Origin of the sequence: Streptomyces sp. NPDC002790 (assembly GCF_040295505.1) — a bacterium.
GTDB lineage: Bacteria > Actinomycetota > Actinomycetes > Streptomycetales > Streptomycetaceae > Streptomyces.
This window is the reverse complement of record NZ_JBEOVM010000030.1, coordinates 36,617-52,253: the sequence shown is the minus strand read 5'-3', so window position 1 is coordinate 52,253 and position 15,637 is coordinate 36,617. Positions and strand designations below refer to the sequence as shown.

Sequence of the window (15,637 nt, the reverse complement as noted above, 5' to 3'; positions counted from 1 at the left end):
CCGCGGCCTTTCGCTGTTCCGGGCACGGGAGTTGGGCCTTGATCACCCGCATGCGGCGCCTCCGGCGAGGGAATCGCTGGGGGCATGACAAGTGATGCCAGCAGAGTCACTGACGGAGAGCAGCCGGCCGTGGCCGCGGGCTCCGACGAGGAGCGCCTCGCCCAGCTCGGCTACACGCAGGTCCTCGCCCGCCGCATGTCGGGCTTCTCGAACTACGCCGTCTCCTTCACGATCATCTCGGTCCTCTCGGGCTGCCTGACGCTGTACCTGTTCGGCATGAACACGGGCGGCCCCGTGCTCATCACCTGGGGCTGGGTCGGCGTCGGCCTGATGACCCTCTTCGTCGGCCTGGCGATGGCCGAGATCTGCTCGGCGTATCCGACGTCGGCGGGGCTGTACTTCTGGGCGTACCGGCTCGCGCCGGAGCGCAGCGCGGCGGCGTGGGCGTGGTTCACGGGCTGGTTCAACGTGCTGGGGCAGGTGGCCGTGACCGCCGGCATCGACTTCGGTGCGGCGTCCTTCCTCGGCGCGTACCTGAACCTCCAGTTCGACTTCGAGGTGACACCGGGCCGCACGATCCTCCTCTTCGCGGGCATCCTGCTGCTGCACGGACTGCTGAACACCTTCGGCGTACGCATCGTCGCCTTCCTCAACAGCGTCAGCGTGTGGTGGCACGTGCTGGGCGTCGCGCTGATCGTCGGCGTGCTCGCCTTCGTGCCGGACAGCCACCAGTCGGCGTCCTTCGTCTTCGGCGAGTTCGTGAACAACACGGGCTGGGGCAGCAGCGTGTACGTCGTCCTGATCGGCCTGCTGATGGCGCAGTACACCTTCACCGGCTACGACGCGTCGGCGCACATGACGGAGGAGACGCACGACGCGTCGACGGCGGGCCCGAAGGGCATCGTCCGCTCGATCTGGACGTCCTGGATCGCCGGCTTCGTGCTCCTCCTCGGCTTCACCTTCGCGATCCAGTCGTACGAGGGCGCGCTCAACTCGCCCACGGGCGCACCACCGGCCCAGATCCTGCTCGACGCGTTGGGCGCGACGACCGGAAAGCTGCTGCTCCTGGTGGTCGTCGGCGCCCAGCTGTTCTGCGGGATGGCGTCGGTGACGGCCAACTCCCGCATGATCTACGCCTTCTCGCGCGACGGAGCGCTCCCCTTCTCCCGCGTGTGGCACACGGTGAGCCCGCGCACCCGCACCCCGGTCGCGGCGGTCTGGCTCGCGGCGGCGGGCGCCCTCGTCCTCGGCCTGCCCTACCTGATCAACGTCACCGCGTACGCGGCCGTGACCTCGATCGCCGTCATCGGCCTCTACATCGCGTACGTCATCCCGACGTTCCTGCGGCTGCGCAAGGGCGACGCGTTCGAGCGGGGGCCGTGGCACCTGGGCCGCTGGTCCGGGTTCGTGGGCGTGGTGGCGGTGACCTGGGTCGTCGTCATCACGATCCTCTTCATGCTGCCGCAGGTCTCCCCGGTCACCTGGGAGACCTTCAACTACGCCCCGATCGCCGTCCTCGCGGTCCTCGGATTCGCGGGCACGTGGTGGGGCATCTCGGCCCGCCACTGGTTCCTGCGCTGACGCGCGGCCCCGGGAACCCGATACCCGATCGGCCTCCCGGTCCGGGCGGGCTATGCTCGGGGGTGCGTCGGCTCAGGTCGGCGTGTGGACCCTTAGCTCAATTGGCAGAGCAGTGGACTTTTAATCCATTGGTTGTGGGTTCGAGTCCCACAGGGTCTACGTGTGCGGGGGAGGGGATGGCCCCTCCGTCCTGCTGGGCAGCGCCCGGGTCGGCTTCGGTCGGCGCGGGCGCTGTTTTGTTTGTGGCGCACGGTGTGGGAGGACGGGGCGGCTGGGGGCAGGGAGCCGTGCAGCCACGCTCTCCGGCCCGCGGGACGCCATGGCCCACAGGGCGCTGATGCGCTGCCCCGAGGCCCACATCCCGGTGGCGGAGAGCCGATCACACAGACCGCGGTGCGGGAGCTGTATGAGGAGACGGGCCTGGTCGTGAAGCCGGAGGCGCTGAAGGTCGCCCACGTCATCCACGGGGCGTGGGGAGTTGAGGCCCCGAACGGATTCCTCACCGTCGTGTTCGCGGCGCACGAGTGGTCCGGCGAACCGGAGAACCGGGAGCCGCGGAAGCACGCGCAGGTGCGGTGGGTCGATGCCGACGTCATCCCCGAGGAGTTCGTCGATACGACCGACAGTGCGCTGCACCGCTACCTCGAGGGCGGTTCGGAAGTTTCCCTCGAAGGCTGGCACCAGTGACGGTGAGCGAGAGGGCCGTGTCCTGGCGGGGAATAGGGGATCGCTCCAGGTACTGAATTCGGCGCCGAGACCTTGCTCGGCGTCGTCTCGATTGCCGGACGCTCCGGAGTGGACCGGTCCAAGCCCACACCGGCAAGGAGGCCGGCGACCGGGTTGAAGCCGGCGATCGCCGTGTATGCCATGCCCTCCGGGATCGAGAAGAGGCCCGTGCCCAGGCCGGAGCCGACGTCGGCGGGCGTCGGCTCCGGCCTGCCGAGGCTTGGCTTTCGCCTGCGCCATGAGCGGGGGAGGTTCACGAGGCGAGTCCGCTGATCGCGTCTCCCAAGTACTTGGCTCCGAGCACGGTGAGGACCACCGTCATGATCGCGCTGTTGTGCTCGCCCATCCACGTCTTCCAGCCGCCGAGCACCGCGGCCGACCGGCTGCCGCCGAAGACGTACACGAGCAGGGGCAGCAGGACGCAGGTCGAGCCGATCAGGACGAACAGGACGCCGGCGACGGCCTTGCCGCCGCTGTTCGCCGGGCTGCTCGCGATGGAGGCAGCGCCGCCGACCGCGAGGACGAGGTTCTTCGGGTTGGCACCGGACAGCAAGGCCGCGAGGCCGGCCGCCTTGCCCGGGGTGAAGCGGTCGATCGCCCGCATCCAGCCCGGCAGCGTGTGCTCCTGTCCCTCCCTGGGGCGGTCCTTCCACTGCTTGGCGCCCATGAGCAGGAAGAGCACGCCGAGGGCGAGCTTGAGCCAGTACGTCCAGTCGGCGGGTGTACCCGCGTCGTCGGCGCCGGCGCCCGAGCCGGCGAGAACGACCACGGCGGTGATCACTCCGAGCGTGACCATCCACCCCAGCGTGAACGCCGTGCCGTTGATCTTGCCGCGCGGAGTGGCCAGCATCAGCACCACCGCGATCAGCGGAAGGGGGCTGATGGCGATGCCCACCGCCGACGCCAGCATCTGTCCGACGGCGTCACCCATCGCTGCCTCCTCCGTACCGGCCCCGTTCCACCCCCGCCACGGAAGGCGGTGTGCCCGAGCCTTTCCGCCGGCTCAGGGGGCCGCAACGGAGGCGGGGCCGAACGGATGACACCCTCCCGGCCACCGCACGATCGCGAGGCGCGGTTGCGGACCCACCGGAACGCGATGACCGTTATAGGGCTTATGCCCTCCTCTTGGTGTACCGGATCGGAGCCCGCATGGACGCGCAGACGTTGAAGCAGCAGATCGCCGCAGCTCACGAGAAGGCACGGGCCGACGAGGGGTACTGGCTCGGCATGGCGGCCTTCCGCTACGGCTTCCCGCTCCTGGAGATGCACCGCAGCCTGTGGGAGTGGCACGTCGACACCACGGCTCCGACGCACCTCGGCGCGATCAACGAGATCCACCACACCCCGCGCCGCGCGGAGCCGAAGGACACCTACTTCGTCACGCCGATCGTCGACGCCCCGTACTCGCGCACCTTCGTGGACCTGACCGGCGGCGCGGTGATCCTCACCGTCCCGCCCGTCACCGACCGCTACTTCACCGTCCAGCTCCTGGACATGTACACCAACAGCTTCGGCTACGTCGGTACGCGCATGGGCGACACCACCGGCGGCGACTACCTGCTGGCCGGGCCCGGCTGGCGCGGCACCGTCCCCGACGGCATCACCCGGGTCATCGCCGCCCCCACCCCCCTGGTCTGCCTCCTGGCCCGCGTCACGATCCTCGACGACGACGTCCCCGCCGCCGTGGCCCTGCAGAAGCGGATCGCCCTGCGCCCCGCCGACCCGGCCGCCCCCAAGCCCGACCCCTCGGCCAACCCGCCCGCCCGCGACTGGCGGGGCGAGGGCGGCGACCCGCTGGACTTCTACCGGATGCTCGCCGACTGCCTGAGCGCGAGCCCGCCGCCGGCCGCCGACGCCGGCGTCCTCGGCCTGCTCGCCCGCATCGGCATCACCCCGCACCACACCTTCGATCCCTCCCGGCTGCACCCCGCGGCCGTCGACGGCCTGCGGCGAGCCATCGCGGACGGACTGCGCGACCTGTACGCGGACATGCCGTTCGCCGGTCCGTCCCGCAACAGCTGGGTGATGGTCGACGTCGACACCATCGGCGACTGGGGCACCGACTACTTCTCCCGCCTGGAGATCGCCCAGATCGGCCTGCTCGCCAACAGCGCGAAGGAGGCGTACTACATCGGCGCCATCCTCGACGGCGACGGCGACCCGCTCTCCGGCGAGCACCGCTACGAACTGCGCTTCGGACCCCAAGACTTCCCGCCCGTGGACGCCTTCTGGTCGGTGACCATGTACCTCAACCCGCAGGGCTTCCTCGTCGAGAACCCGATCGGCCGCTACCACCTCGGCAGCCTCACCAAGGACCTCGCCTACGGCCCCGACGGCTCCCTCACCCTGTACCTCCAGCGCGAGAACCCCGGCCCGGACAAGGAGTCCAACTGGCTCCCCACCACCGAGCCCGGCGTCCTGTTCCGCCTCATCCTGCGCCAGTACCTGCCCACCCCCGACATCCTCACCGGCCGCTACGCACCCCCGGCCGTCATCCGCGTCGACCGCTGACCCTCCACCGCCCTCCCCTCCCGTGGCCCGGGCCGAGGGAACCAGAGCACGCGCATGTGCGAGCCGCCGCCCGTCTACCGGCGCAAGCAGGCGAACTCTCGGACGCCGCTTCGAAACGCGCTCACCCGGCGCAAGTGCTCCGCTCGGCCAGGCCGGCTCGGGCCGGTGGGTCCGCCGCTGGACGACACGGATCGGCCGAAGACGTGCCTTGGAGCCGACATCGATGACGACTGGGCAGCCGGCGCATGCGCTGCAGCCGACTCAAAGATCTTTAGGGACAGCCCTTAGCAGCCATTCAGGGCTGCGCGGCAGCCCCTGCAGTACATGGGGGTGTACCGCCCGTACCGGTGCATGAGCTGGCCACATCCGGCACACGGTCCCAGCTCCCACGGCTGGCATCCCAGCGCGGCTGCGGCGGCGGCCCGTTCCACCGGTGTTATCCGCGTCGCACCACGGGCGCGCCGCACCGGCATGCGCGGGAGCGTGATGCCACCGGTCGGCTGGTCGAGATCGCGAAGTGGGCGAGCGTCGCTGACGAACCACCCGTCTTCCCCTGCGTGACAGCTGCGATCGATCTCCTGCTCGGCGAACGTGATCACGTCGTCGTCCTCTTGGACCGGAGCAGTGGGCAGCGGCTCCTTCTCGCCGACCAGTTCCTCCCACCGTGCACAGTCGCCCGCCGAGACCCACATGTGCCGTCCAGCGCGACCGTTTCCTCGGCTGGGTACGTAGACGGGGACGCTCTCCCCTGTGGCACTCTGCACAACCAGGTCCTCGATGTGGACGGGATTCCTCTCCGGTAGGCAGAGCGCGGGCACGAACCAGTCCGCATGAATCTCGCCACAGTGGCTTGCCCCATCGCTCACGAGGCAGTGCCGCTCACTGCTCGGAACGCACTTCCAGACCTCAAGGTGGCGGTATCCACCTCGAATCAGCATCTCCTTGCCGTCGGCTATGTCCTTCCACGGCATGTCGTCGACACGGGCCCAAGGTGCGCGGTCTATCAGAGCAGCTGTCCTGTCCTTCGCCACCCACAGAGGTGTGATGCCGTGATCGACGGCATTGGCGGAACGCCGGAACACGGTGCTGGGGCTGAGTTGGTGGTACTGGATTTCCCAGCCGATTTGTTTGCCGCCAGGCCCCGTGACGACGGCGTCCGAGATGGTGCGTCGATTGGCCACGGGAACCTCGGACTCGGCCCCCAGCCCGTATCGCGCGGCGGTCTCGACGACCCGTTCCTTCGTCGCCTTGTGCTGCGCGCCTTCTGTTGGTGTCGCCTTGTGCGTGATGGGCAGGTGCGAGGCCACCAGTGGCCGTCGACCCCCGACACGACCTCGGCGCACGAACATCCACGGGGACTTTCCGCCTGTCTCCGCGAGGCACTCCCGGCCGTCGTGGTGGGCCAGGCACTCGAGCAGCTGGGGGTCTCGTTCGGAAATGCTCGCCGTGATCTCCCGCAGGAGATCGGGACGGTTCGGGTAGCCGAGGTCGGGTAACGACAGGTTGATCTCTATGCCATATCCGGTGTGCCACACGCCGTTAGCCATTCCTCCACGATAGGAACGCCCACTGACATTCAACAGGGCGCATATCAAGGAGAGATGGGTCTGGACAGCATGAAGGCCCGGTGGCGGAGGTCCGCCGCCGGGCCGAGGTCATTCTCGAACTCCCAGGCCACCATGGTGGCGAGTGCGATTTCTGTGGGGAGCGTCTCGCCCAGCGTGTAGACGCACAACTCTCCCGCGGGAAAGACCACTTCGGCTTCCTCGTCGTGCGACCACGGCCCCTCGCCGGGCGGGTTTCCCTTCCACGGTTCCACGCGCACCCGGGCATCGATCACGTTCGATGGAACAGTGCGCGTGAACCAGCCCTTCGGCAGGGCGCAACCAGTGCCCGGCCGGCGCATCCGGACAGTGGATGTCGCTCTCTCGCGAGGTCGTGGGTCGTGGTCACCCGGACAGCCCGTTCCCGGTCGCTCGCCCGCCCTCCAGGGCTCACGCTCGGAATCTCTGCCTCGGCGGAGAACCTGAGCGAGTAGAGGAGGAGCGGTCATGGCGAACGCGTCCCACAGTGCAGGGCGTCCTACGCGGACCCGCGACGACAAAGCCGGTGCCTGGGCTTCTGGCGGCACGATGTTCGCCGGCGTCCTGATGCTGGTGGAAGGCATCTTCGGGGTGCTCGGTGGTATCGCCGCCCTCGCCGAGAACGACGTCTACGCGCGCGTCGGCGACTACGTCTACAAGTTCAACCTGACCACCTGGGGCTGGATCCACCTGATCCTCGGCATCGTCGTGGCGCTCACCGGCTGCGGTGTGCTCAAGGGCCTCGACTGGGCCCGCGGCATCGGCGTGGGGCTGGCCGCCCTGATGATCGTCGTCCAGTTCATGTGGCTGCCCTACCAGCCGGTCTGGGCGATCGTGTCCATCGCTCTCGCCGTCTTCGTCGTCTGGGCGCTGTGCACCGACCACGGCCGGACGTCCACGTCCTCGTCCACGTCCTCGTCGTCCTGACTCGAACTGGGCGTCGGAACATCGGCCTTGATGACTGACCCGCGCCCTCCGCCGCGTGTCACCCGTCCGGCGCTCCCACGTGGCCCGACCTTCGGCCGAAAGCTTGGCTGAGCGCAGGCCGAGGGAAGGGGGAGGGAGCACATGACCGGGTGGCAGCGCCCTTCCGTGCGAACGTGGCTGAGAGGGCTCGGTCGGCCGAGTGGCGCGGATGCCACCTCCGGTGCGGTGACCGGTCTTTTCTCCATTCCCGAGGGCATGGCGTACGCGGCGATCGCCGGGTTCAATCCGGTGGCCGGGCTCTACGCGGGGGTGGTGCCCGCGATCGTGGGCTCGCTGACCTCCCGTACGGTCCTGATGGTCACCACCCTCACCAGCGCCATCGCGCTGACCTCGCAGAGCGTGCTGTCGGACGCCGGGCTCGATCCGAAGGACGCGGGCAACGTCGCCATGCTGACCGTGATGGTCGGCGTGGTCATGCTGCTCATGGGGGTGCTGCGGCTCGGCGCCGTCATGAGTTTCGTGTCGAACGCCGTGATGACCGGCTTCGCCACCGGCATCGCCCTGCAGATCGTCATCGGCGTACTGAAGGACGCCACCGGCTACAAGCCGCAGGGTCACAACAAGCTGTACCAACTGGGCGACTGGCTCGCGCACATCGGCGACTGGAAGGGCGCGGCGACCGTCGTCGCCGTCGTCACCATCGCCGTGTGGGCGGCGGCCCGCACCGTCAAGCGGCTCGAGGCCGTCGCTCTGTTGATCGCCATGGTCGTGGTGAGCGTCGGGGTGGCCGTCTTCTCCGTGGATGTGGAGTTGGTGCGCTCGATCGCCGGGATCCCGGGTGCGCTGCCCTCGTTCAGCGCGCCCGACTGGTCCGCGGTCCCGCAGCTGATCGCGGGCGCGTTCTCGGTGGCGCTCGTCGCGCTCGCGCAGGCGGCGGGCATCGCGCCGTCGATGCCGAACCCGGACGGCTCGCGCTCCGACGTCAACGGTGACTTCCGCTCCCAGGGCTACGCCAACCTGCTCGGCGGCCTCTTCCAGGCGCTGCCCTCCGGCGGCTCGCTGTCGCGCACCGGGGTCGCGGTGAGCGCGGGCGCGCGCACCCGCTGGGCCGGGATCATCTCGGGCGTCTTCCTCGCGCTGGTGGTGCTGGTGTGCGGCTCGCTCGCCGAGCGCATCCCCATGCCGGTGATCGGCGGTCTGATCCTGGTGGTGGGCGGCGAGCTGATCTGGGGCAAGCGCCGCGACATCCGGCTCGTCCTGCGGACGTCCCCGCTCTCCTCGGTGGCGATGATCCTCACCTTCCTCGCCACCACCCAGCTCCCGTTGCAGCAGGCCATCGTCATCGGCGCCGTCCTGTCCCTGCTGCTGTACTGCGCCCAGGCCGCCCGGCAGGCCAAGCTCGTCGCGCTGCGGCGGCAGGCGGACGGGCACTGGGCCACCGCCGAGCCGCCGCAGCGGCTCCCGGCCGGTGAGGTCACCGTCCTCGACTACGCGGGCACCTCGTTCTTCGCCGAACTCCCGCGTATCGAGAGCCAGTTGCCGGATATGACGGGGGCTCGCGGCGCCGTGCTGATCCTCGTCGTACGCACCCTGCCCGACGTGCCGTCGTCCGCCGTCATCAAACTCCTGGACCGGTACGCGACCAAGCTCGCCGACGCGGGAGGGCGTCTTGTCCTCGCCGGGGTCCAGCCCTCCCTGCTGCGGATCCTTCAGGCGTCCGGGCTGTACGAACGGCTCGGCGAGCGGGGTGTCGTCCCGGCGGGGCCGGAGCTGTTCGGGCCGCTGGAGACGGCCGTGGAGGACAGCCGCGCATGGATCGCCGACCGGTCGGCGACCGGCCCACCACCCACGGAGGAGTCATGAGCGAGCAGCACGTATCCGGCGAGCCGGCGGGTTTCTGGCCGCGTCAGGCCCGCGCCCTGTTCCCGCTCGTCCTGCCCGCGCTGCTCATCGGCATCGGCTCCAGCCTGGTCCTGCTGGCCATCAGCTGGGCCGCCGAGCGGCTCCAGGACTGGTTGTGGGACGCGCTGCCCGACGGGCTCGGCATCTCCGCCACCTCGGCCGGCTGGACCCTCGCCGTACTGACCGCGGCCGGTGTCGCCGTGGGCCTGATCGTGTGGAAGTTCCCCGGCCGCACCGGCCCCGACCCCGCCACCCGCGGCCTGGTCGATCCGCCGCTGCCCGCGTGGATCCTGCCCGGTGTCGTCCTGGCCGTCGTGATCGGCCTCGCGGGCGGGGTGAGCCTCGGCCCGGAGAACCCGATCACCACGGTCAACATCGCCCTCGCGTACGCCCTCGGCATGAAGGCGATGCCCCGTACGCCGGGCGCCGTCTGGGTCTCGCTTGCCGCCGCCGGGACCATCGGCGCCCTGTTCGGCACGCCGGTCGCCGCCGCCCTGATCCTCTCCGAGACCTCTGGCACACCCGACCCGCGCCCGCTGTGGGACCGGCTGTTCGCGCCGCTGGTCGCCGCGGGTGCCGGAGCCCTGACGACCGTACTGGCCGCGGACCCGGTCCTGTCCGTGGACGTCGCCCCCTACCCGGGCGCGCGGCTGATCGACGCCGTGTCCGCCATGGTCATCTCGGCGGCCGCGGCGATCGTGGGCCTGGTCGCCGTCTACGCCTTCCCGTACGTCCACCGTGTCTTCCACCTCCTCAAGCACCCTCTCGTCATGCTCACCGCGGGTGGTCTCGTGCTCGGCGCGCTGGGTGTGCTCGGCGGCCAACTGACCCTGTTCAAGGGGCTGGACGAGATGAAGGAGCTGACCTCGCATCCGGAGGCGCACGGCGCGGCGAACCTGCTGCTGATCGCGGCGGTGAAGCTGGTGGCGCTCGTCGTCGCGGCCTCCTGCGGCTTCCAGGGCGGCCGGATCTTCCCCGCGGTCTTCGTCGGCGTCGCGCTCGGCATGCTCGCGCACGCGCTCGTCGACGCCGTGCCCATCGCGCTCGCGGTCACCACCGCGACCCTCGGCGTGCTGCTCGCCACCACCCGGCAGGGCTGGCTGAGCCTGTTCATGGCCGCGACGCTCGTCACCGACATCCGGCTGCTGCCGCTGTTGTGCGTGGCGGCGCTGCCCGCGTGGCTGATCGTCACCGGACGGCCCGAGATGCTGATTCACACCCCAGCCGAAAAATCACCCCAAAGTGCACATGGCACCGCCTGATGCCGAGATGCATCCGACCGGCCGGCGAGCGGAGCAGGATATGGGCGCGAACCTCCCCTTCGAGGACACCACCGACTTCGACAACGCCGACCGGGGCTTCCTCGGCGCGCTGTCCCCGGGCGCGGTCCACGCACCCGACGGCCGTGTCGTCTACGACGCCGACGCCTACGCCTTCCTCAAGGGCGAGTGCCCCGACACCGCCAACCCGAGCCTGTGGCGCCAGGCCCAACTCGCCTCAATGCAGGGCCTGTACGAGGTCACTGAGGGCATCTACCAGGTCCGCGGCCTCGACCTGTCCAACATGACGCTGGTGGAGGGCGAGCGCGGCGTCATGGTCATCGACCCGCTGATCTCCGCCGAGTGCGCCGAGGCCGCCCGGTCCTGCGTGACCGGGCCTCAGGGCGTCGGGGGCCGGCTCGTCGTCGTGTCCTCCAGGCGGAGGTGGTCCAGGTGCACCACGCCGGTGAGGGCGCACCCGGTCAGGTCCACGTCCGTGAGGGTCAGGTGGGCGGCGTCGACGCCGTCGAGGGACTTCAGCCGCACCGTCGCGTCGCGGCCCGTGAGCGCCGCCTCGGACAGGGTGTCGCCCAGCGGGTCGGTGAAGGGCACCGGGTAGGTCACCACGGTGACCGGCTGTTCCAGGACTGCCCCCGCGAGGTGCACCGCGGCGCGGCGGATGCGCAGCGCCGCCGCGGACTCCCACCGCGTACGCCGGAACGACGCCTCGGCGGCCGCGATCTCCACGGTCACCGGCGCACCGAACACCGCGTTGTCGAGACGTACGGTGCCGCCGCACGCCAGCGGCCCGAGTCGCCGCACCGTGTGCAGCCGGGACCGTTCGAAACCGGCGTCGCCGACGAAAGTGGCCCCGCCGAAGTGGACGTCGCCGTCGAAGACCACATCGACGAACTCGGCGTCGCCGCCGAAACGCACCCCGCCGAACCGGGCGTCGCGGGCGAACGACGCCTCCCCGAACGACGCTTCGCCGGTGAACGCCGCCCCGCCGAACCACGCGTGGCCCGCGAAGACCGCCGAGCTGAACTCGACGCCGCCGCTGAAGGTCGCCCCGTCGAACCGGGCGTCACCGGTGAAGGTCACGCCTAGGTGTGTTTCGCCGTTGAAGGTGGCCCCGCCGAAGTCGGCGACGTGGGCGAACGAGGCGTCGCAGAAGTCGGCGCCGGCGTTGAACGTCGTCCCGTGAAGGTCGGCGCGACCCGTGAACGTCACATCGTTGAAGTCGACGTCCCCGTCGAAGGCCGCGCAGTGGAAGTCGACATCACCGACGAACGAGGCCTCTCTGAACACGGCGCCACCTACGTACGGGCCCTGCTGAGCCGGGTAGTGGAGGGCGGCGAGCAACTGGTCCAGCAGGTCACGGGTGAAGGGTGTGCCTCGGTGGTCGAGGTCGTCGCCGGGAGACACCGTGGCCAGATACGCGGCGCGCTCGGCGTCGTCCAGGTGGGCAAGACACACGGAGTGCCCGGCGACCTGTCTGCCCCGGCAGCCGACGGTCTCCTGGGCGATGGCACCCCGGCCGCAGTGCGGCCAGTCGGGCCGGGCGAGGGGCGATGTTTCCGGAACTGCGTCTGCCATGTTCTTCAGGACGGCGTGTGGGGCGGGAGGGTTGCCTCTGGGAGTGGGGGCCGGGGTTGCCCCGCCGGTACCGGGCCCCGGCACGGGAGGGGCTTCAGGCCAGGTCGTGGATGCTGTGCACGGTCAGGTCGGACGTGTCCAGCTAACAGATCACTGGCCGAGCTTCTCCGTCTGGTGCAGGCGCTCGGCATCCTCAACGGCACCCCACGCGCGTGCCCGTTCGAAGTGACGGCCTATACGCGCCGCACGTTCCTGCTGCTCGGCGTAGAAGCGCAGGGCAAGGTTGACCGCTTCCTTCTTGGTCCTGACCTTGGACAGGGCCATCGCCCGTTCCAGCGCATCATCGTCGATGTCGATCTGGATCACTGACACAACGCACCTCCCTGGCATCTTGGTGATGTGCTCCGACATGGCACGCGGCTTGAGAAGTGCGCACCTGAAACTGGGTGTTGCGGCGATCGCTGGAACTCAAGTCGCCGGGTGGGGCGCTGCTTCGTCCTCGGCCGATCAGGCCGCCTCGTGTGCCGAGAGCGTCAGGCTCGCGTGCTCTTCGTCTATGGCGATGTTGAGCGAGGCGTCGAGCCCCTTGGCCAGCTTGGCGAGGAGCGGCAGTGTGGGAACGGTGTCGGAGCCCTCGATACGGGAGACCTTCCCCTGGGTCAGGCCGCAGCGCCGGGCGAGTTCCTCCTGGGAGAGCCCCAGGGCCTTGCGCCGGTCGTGGACGACTTGGGCGAGAGCCATGGACAGGCTGATCTCCCGGTCGAGTTCCTTGAGCTCTTCGGACCGGTGATCGGGTTCCGCGAGCCGCTTTTCCCGAGCGAGCTTCCAGCGGCTGTGGCTCATTCCCACTCCTCCTTGTCGATGTCACGCTCGAAGACCTCGTGGGCGGGCCCGTGCTCGGACGCACAGGTCTTCTTGACCTGCTTGGCCCGATCCACCTCCGCATCCTCCCGCATCCTGGTCTTGCGGAACATCGTGAGCAGGACGACGCTCCGGCGGGGACTCAGCCAGTACGTGATGCGGTATGCCGTGCCGTCGATGGTTGGCCGTAGCTCCCGTACCCCCTCGCCCAGGTGACGGGCGTGGGGTTCGCCGAGCTCGGTCGGGTTGGCCGCCAGGAGTATCACCAGGCGCTCGACCTTCCTGTAGTGCCGGGCAGGCAGAGCCTCCAGCCAGGCGCGCACCTCGGGCTCGATCTCGACGTCGAACAGGTCGGTCATGTCGTTCACAGTATATGTTGTTGAAGGTATAAGTCGCGTGAGTGGCGTTCCTCGGCGAGGTGGAGAGGGGTTTCGGCTCGGTCACGGAGCCTGCGACCCGACGCTCAGCCGGTGGGGGTGGAGGCTGCGGTGAGGCCGGTGACCAGGGCCCGGAGGCCGGGCAGGTAGGTGTCCTGGGCGGTCAAGTCCGCCCAGCGGTCGGCGACTTCGGCCAGGCGGGGGACCTCACCCGGGTCGAGGTCGGCGAAGACCGTCTCCCGGTAGGTGGGGCGGTCGTCGGCCGAGCGGCGGCGCGTCGATGCCGCGCGGATCATGATTTCGCCGGCCGTGTAGTGCCAGATCGCGCGGTAGCCGTGCACGGCCTGATCGAGGGGCAGCCCGCAGGCGACGAGCCCGTCCACGATCTGCTCGACGAACCACAGCGCGCTTCGGGACAGCAGGTCGTCGGCGGTCAGGACGTCCACGATCCAGGGGCAGGCCGCCAGCACCGTATGGATCGCCTCCGCCGCCAGGACGATCCGCTCGCGCGGGTCATCGGGCAGGTCGGGGCGGACCAGGGTGCGCGTCGCGTGGTCGTCCAGAAGCAGCAGGAGCAACTCGTCCTTGTTGCGGACATGGTGGTAGAGGGCCATGGGCGTACTGCCGAGCTCCGTGGCCAGCCGCCGCATCGTCAGCCGCTCCACTCCCTCCTCGTCGAGGATCCGAAGAGCGTTCTCGACGATCGCGACGCGGGAGATCCGAGGCGGCCGGCCGGGGGTGCCGGGCTTCTTGCGGGGGGCGGAGGGGGGCGGCATGGGTCCCATCCTCTCCCCGGTATCGACAGCAGGGGGCACGCGGGTCTAGTTTTTATACATGTATAGAAACCGGCGAGGGCGTCCGGGGGCCGTACTGGCGGCCGCCGCTGTCGCTCAGTTCGTCTTCGCCCTGGACATGTCCGTGGTCAACATCGCGCTGCCCGCGGTCCGGATCGCGCTGGGATTCGCGCAGCTCGATCTGTCCTGGGTCGTGCACGTGTACGCGCTGACGTTCGGCGGGCTCCTGCTGCTCGGCGGCCGGGCCTGCGATCTGTACGGGCGACGGCGGCTCTTCGTGCTCGGCCTGGCGCTCTTCGGGGCGTGTTCGCTTGCCGGTGGTCTGGCTCAGGCGCCCTGGCAGCTGATCGCGGCGCGGGCGGGCCAGGGGGTGGGCGCCGCGGCGGCGGCACCGGCCGCGTTGGCCCTGCTGACCACCACGTTCCCGGAAGGCCCTCGGCGTACCCGCGCGCTCGCGGTGTGGAGCGCGGTGAACGCCGCAGGCGGGGCGCTGGGGGTGCTGGCGGGCGGGCTGCTCACCCAGTACGTGGGGTGGCGGTGGGTCATGCTGATCAACCTGCCCATCGTTCTGCTGGCCCTCCTGCTGGTCCCCGGGGGTGTGCCGGCAGGGGCGCCGTCCGGCGTGCGTGCGAGGCTGGACGGGCTCGGCGCGCTCCTGGCGACCGGCGGTGTCGGGGCGCTGGTGTTCGGCGTGGTCCGTACGGACTCGCACGGCTGGGCCTCCACGGACACGGTGCTTCCGCTCGCTGCCGCGGTCGTGCTGCTGGCCGCCTTCGTGGCGGTCGAGTCCAGGGCCGAGGCGCCTCTGCTGCGCCTGGGGTTGCTACGCAGCCGTTGGATCGTCGGCGCCAACGTGCTGGTTTTCCTTGCCGCTGCCGGGCAGTTCGCCGCTTTCTACTTCGTCTCCCTGTACATGCAGCAGGTGCTTGGCATGACGGCGGCCGCGACCGGCGCCGCTTTCCTGCCCTTCTCCTTCGGACTTGTCCTGGGGACCCTCGCCGCGACGCGCATCACCTCTTCACGTACGCCGCGTGCGGCGCTGGTGCCCGGCGCCCTGCTGGCGGCGGCAGGGCTTGCCTGGTTCGCCGCGATCCGACCCGACGGCTCCTTCGTCGTCGACGTTCTCGGCCCGTCCGTCCTGACCAGCATTGGCACCGGCCTCGTACTGGCCCCGGTCGCCGCCGCCGCGACCACCGGTATCGCCAGGGAGGAGGCGGGGATGGCTTCGGGCTTCTTCAACAGTTCCCGCCAACTCGGTGGCTGCGTCGGTCTGGCCGTCCTCGCCACGGTGGCGGCTCATCACACCGGATCCGCCACCGGCGCTGCCGCAGTGAACAGCAGTTACGCCGTGGGTCTCGCGATAGCCGCAGCGCTCTTCCTGCTCGCGGCGGTTGTGGCGACGTTTGTACTGCCAGGTCGACGGGGCGGGCCGCTGCAAGCCCACGCGTACGAGCAGCTCGAGCAGCCCGAGCAATCCGCACTAGCCGAGCAAGAGAAGCGATTGAAGGGAACTCTGTGAT

Annotated in this window: 14 protein-coding genes, 1 tRNA gene and 2 pseudogenes; 9 read left to right on the top strand and 8 right to left on the bottom strand. The window is 70.0% G+C overall.

From position 1 onward, the window contains the following. Positions 1-84 precede the first annotated feature (84 nt). From ABT004_RS16560 to ABT004_RS16550, 3 genes and pseudogenes are all read left to right on the top strand, one after another. Complete coding sequence (locus ABT004_RS16560; protein ID WP_351336835.1) at positions 85-1,581, top strand: amino acid permease; 1,497 nt, start codon at positions 85-87, stop codon at positions 1,579-1,581. A gap of 86 nt (positions 1,582-1,667) precedes the next feature. Continuing rightward, positions 1,668-1,740, top strand: a tRNA-Lys gene (locus tag ABT004_RS16555). Positions 1,741-1,908: 168 nt separating this feature from the next. Beyond that, a pseudogene (locus ABT004_RS16550) lies at positions 1,909-2,268 on the top strand (NUDIX domain-containing protein); the annotation flags it as partial. A 292-nt stretch (positions 2,269-2,560) separates the two neighbouring features. Here the strand turns inward: ABT004_RS16550 and ABT004_RS16545 are convergent. Further along, complete coding sequence (locus ABT004_RS16545) at positions 2,561-3,238, bottom strand: GAP family protein (protein ID WP_351336833.1); 678 nt, start codon at positions 3,236-3,238, stop codon at positions 2,561-2,563. A gap of 218 nt (positions 3,239-3,456) precedes the next feature. Here ABT004_RS16545 and ABT004_RS16540 point away from each other — a divergent pair, with 218 nt between their 5' ends. Further along, complete coding sequence (locus ABT004_RS16540) at positions 3,457-4,818, top strand: DUF1254 domain-containing protein (RefSeq protein ID WP_351336830.1); 1,362 nt, start codon at positions 3,457-3,459, stop codon at positions 4,816-4,818. Between the two features lie 284 nt (positions 4,819-5,102). Here the strand turns inward: ABT004_RS16540 and ABT004_RS16535 are convergent, their stop codons facing one another. Together ABT004_RS16535 and ABT004_RS16530 are read right to left on the bottom strand one after the other, a co-directional pair. After that, positions 5,103-6,365 carry a competence protein CoiA family protein gene (locus ABT004_RS16535; RefSeq protein ID WP_351336827.1) on the bottom strand — a complete coding sequence of 421 codons (1,263 nt, stop codon included), beginning with the start codon at positions 6,363-6,365 and terminating at the stop codon, positions 5,103-5,105. A 44-nt stretch (positions 6,366-6,409) separates the two neighbouring features. Continuing rightward, positions 6,410-6,724 carry a hypothetical protein gene (locus ABT004_RS16530; RefSeq protein WP_351336825.1) on the bottom strand — a complete coding sequence of 105 codons (315 nt, stop codon included), beginning with the start codon at positions 6,722-6,724 and terminating at the stop codon, positions 6,410-6,412. Between the two features lie 145 nt (positions 6,725-6,869). Here ABT004_RS16530 and ABT004_RS16525 point away from each other — a divergent pair, with 145 nt between their 5' ends. The 4 genes and pseudogenes from ABT004_RS16525 to ABT004_RS16510 form a co-directional block, all read left to right on the top strand. Beyond that, positions 6,870-7,328, top strand: a complete 459-nt coding sequence (locus ABT004_RS16525; protein ID WP_451192771.1) for a DUF7144 family membrane protein — start codon at positions 6,870-6,872, stop codon at positions 7,326-7,328. 141 nt (positions 7,329-7,469) lie between these two features. Beyond that, positions 7,470-9,191 carry a SulP family inorganic anion transporter gene (locus ABT004_RS16520; protein ID WP_351336823.1) on the top strand — a complete coding sequence of 574 codons (1,722 nt, stop codon included), beginning with the start codon at positions 7,470-7,472 and terminating at the stop codon, positions 9,189-9,191. Continuing rightward, complete coding sequence (locus ABT004_RS16515; protein WP_351336821.1) at positions 9,188-10,492, top strand: ion channel protein; 1,305 nt, start codon at positions 9,188-9,190, stop codon at positions 10,490-10,492. The genes ABT004_RS16520 and ABT004_RS16515 overlap by 4 nt, the downstream gene beginning before the upstream one ends. A gap of 40 nt (positions 10,493-10,532) precedes the next feature. Then, a pseudogene (locus ABT004_RS16510) lies at positions 10,533-10,868 on the top strand (alkyl/aryl-sulfatase); the annotation flags it as partial. A gap of 20 nt (positions 10,869-10,888) precedes the next feature. On the opposite strand, the gene ABT004_RS16505 reads toward ABT004_RS16510, so the two are convergent. The 5 genes from ABT004_RS16505 to ABT004_RS16485 all read right to left on the bottom strand — a co-directional run bounded on the left by ABT004_RS16505 (position 10,889) and on the right by ABT004_RS16485 (position 14,099). Continuing rightward, complete coding sequence (locus ABT004_RS16505; RefSeq protein WP_351336818.1) at positions 10,889-12,085, bottom strand: pentapeptide repeat-containing protein; 1,197 nt, start codon at positions 12,083-12,085, stop codon at positions 10,889-10,891. Between the two features lie 150 nt (positions 12,086-12,235). Beyond that, positions 12,236-12,457 carry a type II toxin-antitoxin system VapB family antitoxin gene (locus ABT004_RS16500; protein WP_351336815.1) on the bottom strand — a complete coding sequence of 74 codons (222 nt, stop codon included), beginning with the start codon at positions 12,455-12,457 and terminating at the stop codon, positions 12,236-12,238. Positions 12,458-12,592: 135 nt separating this feature from the next. Continuing rightward, a complete protein-coding gene (locus ABT004_RS16495; protein WP_351336813.1) occupies positions 12,593-12,928 on the bottom strand; it encodes a helix-turn-helix domain-containing protein in 336 nt (111 codons plus the stop codon). Continuing rightward, a complete protein-coding gene (locus ABT004_RS16490) occupies positions 12,925-13,305 on the bottom strand; it encodes a type II toxin-antitoxin system RelE/ParE family toxin (protein ID WP_351336810.1) in 381 nt (126 codons plus the stop codon). The genes ABT004_RS16495 and ABT004_RS16490 overlap by 4 nt, the downstream gene beginning before the upstream one ends. A gap of 104 nt (positions 13,306-13,409) precedes the next feature. Further along, positions 13,410-14,099, bottom strand: a complete 690-nt coding sequence (locus ABT004_RS16485; protein ID WP_351336807.1) for a TetR/AcrR family transcriptional regulator — start codon at positions 14,097-14,099, stop codon at positions 13,410-13,412. Between the two features lie 58 nt (positions 14,100-14,157). Here ABT004_RS16485 and ABT004_RS16480 point away from each other — a divergent pair, with 58 nt between their 5' ends. Next, complete coding sequence (locus ABT004_RS16480) at positions 14,158-15,636, top strand: MFS transporter (RefSeq protein ID WP_351336805.1); 1,479 nt, start codon at positions 14,158-14,160, stop codon at positions 15,634-15,636. Position 15,637: the final 1 nt, after the last annotated feature.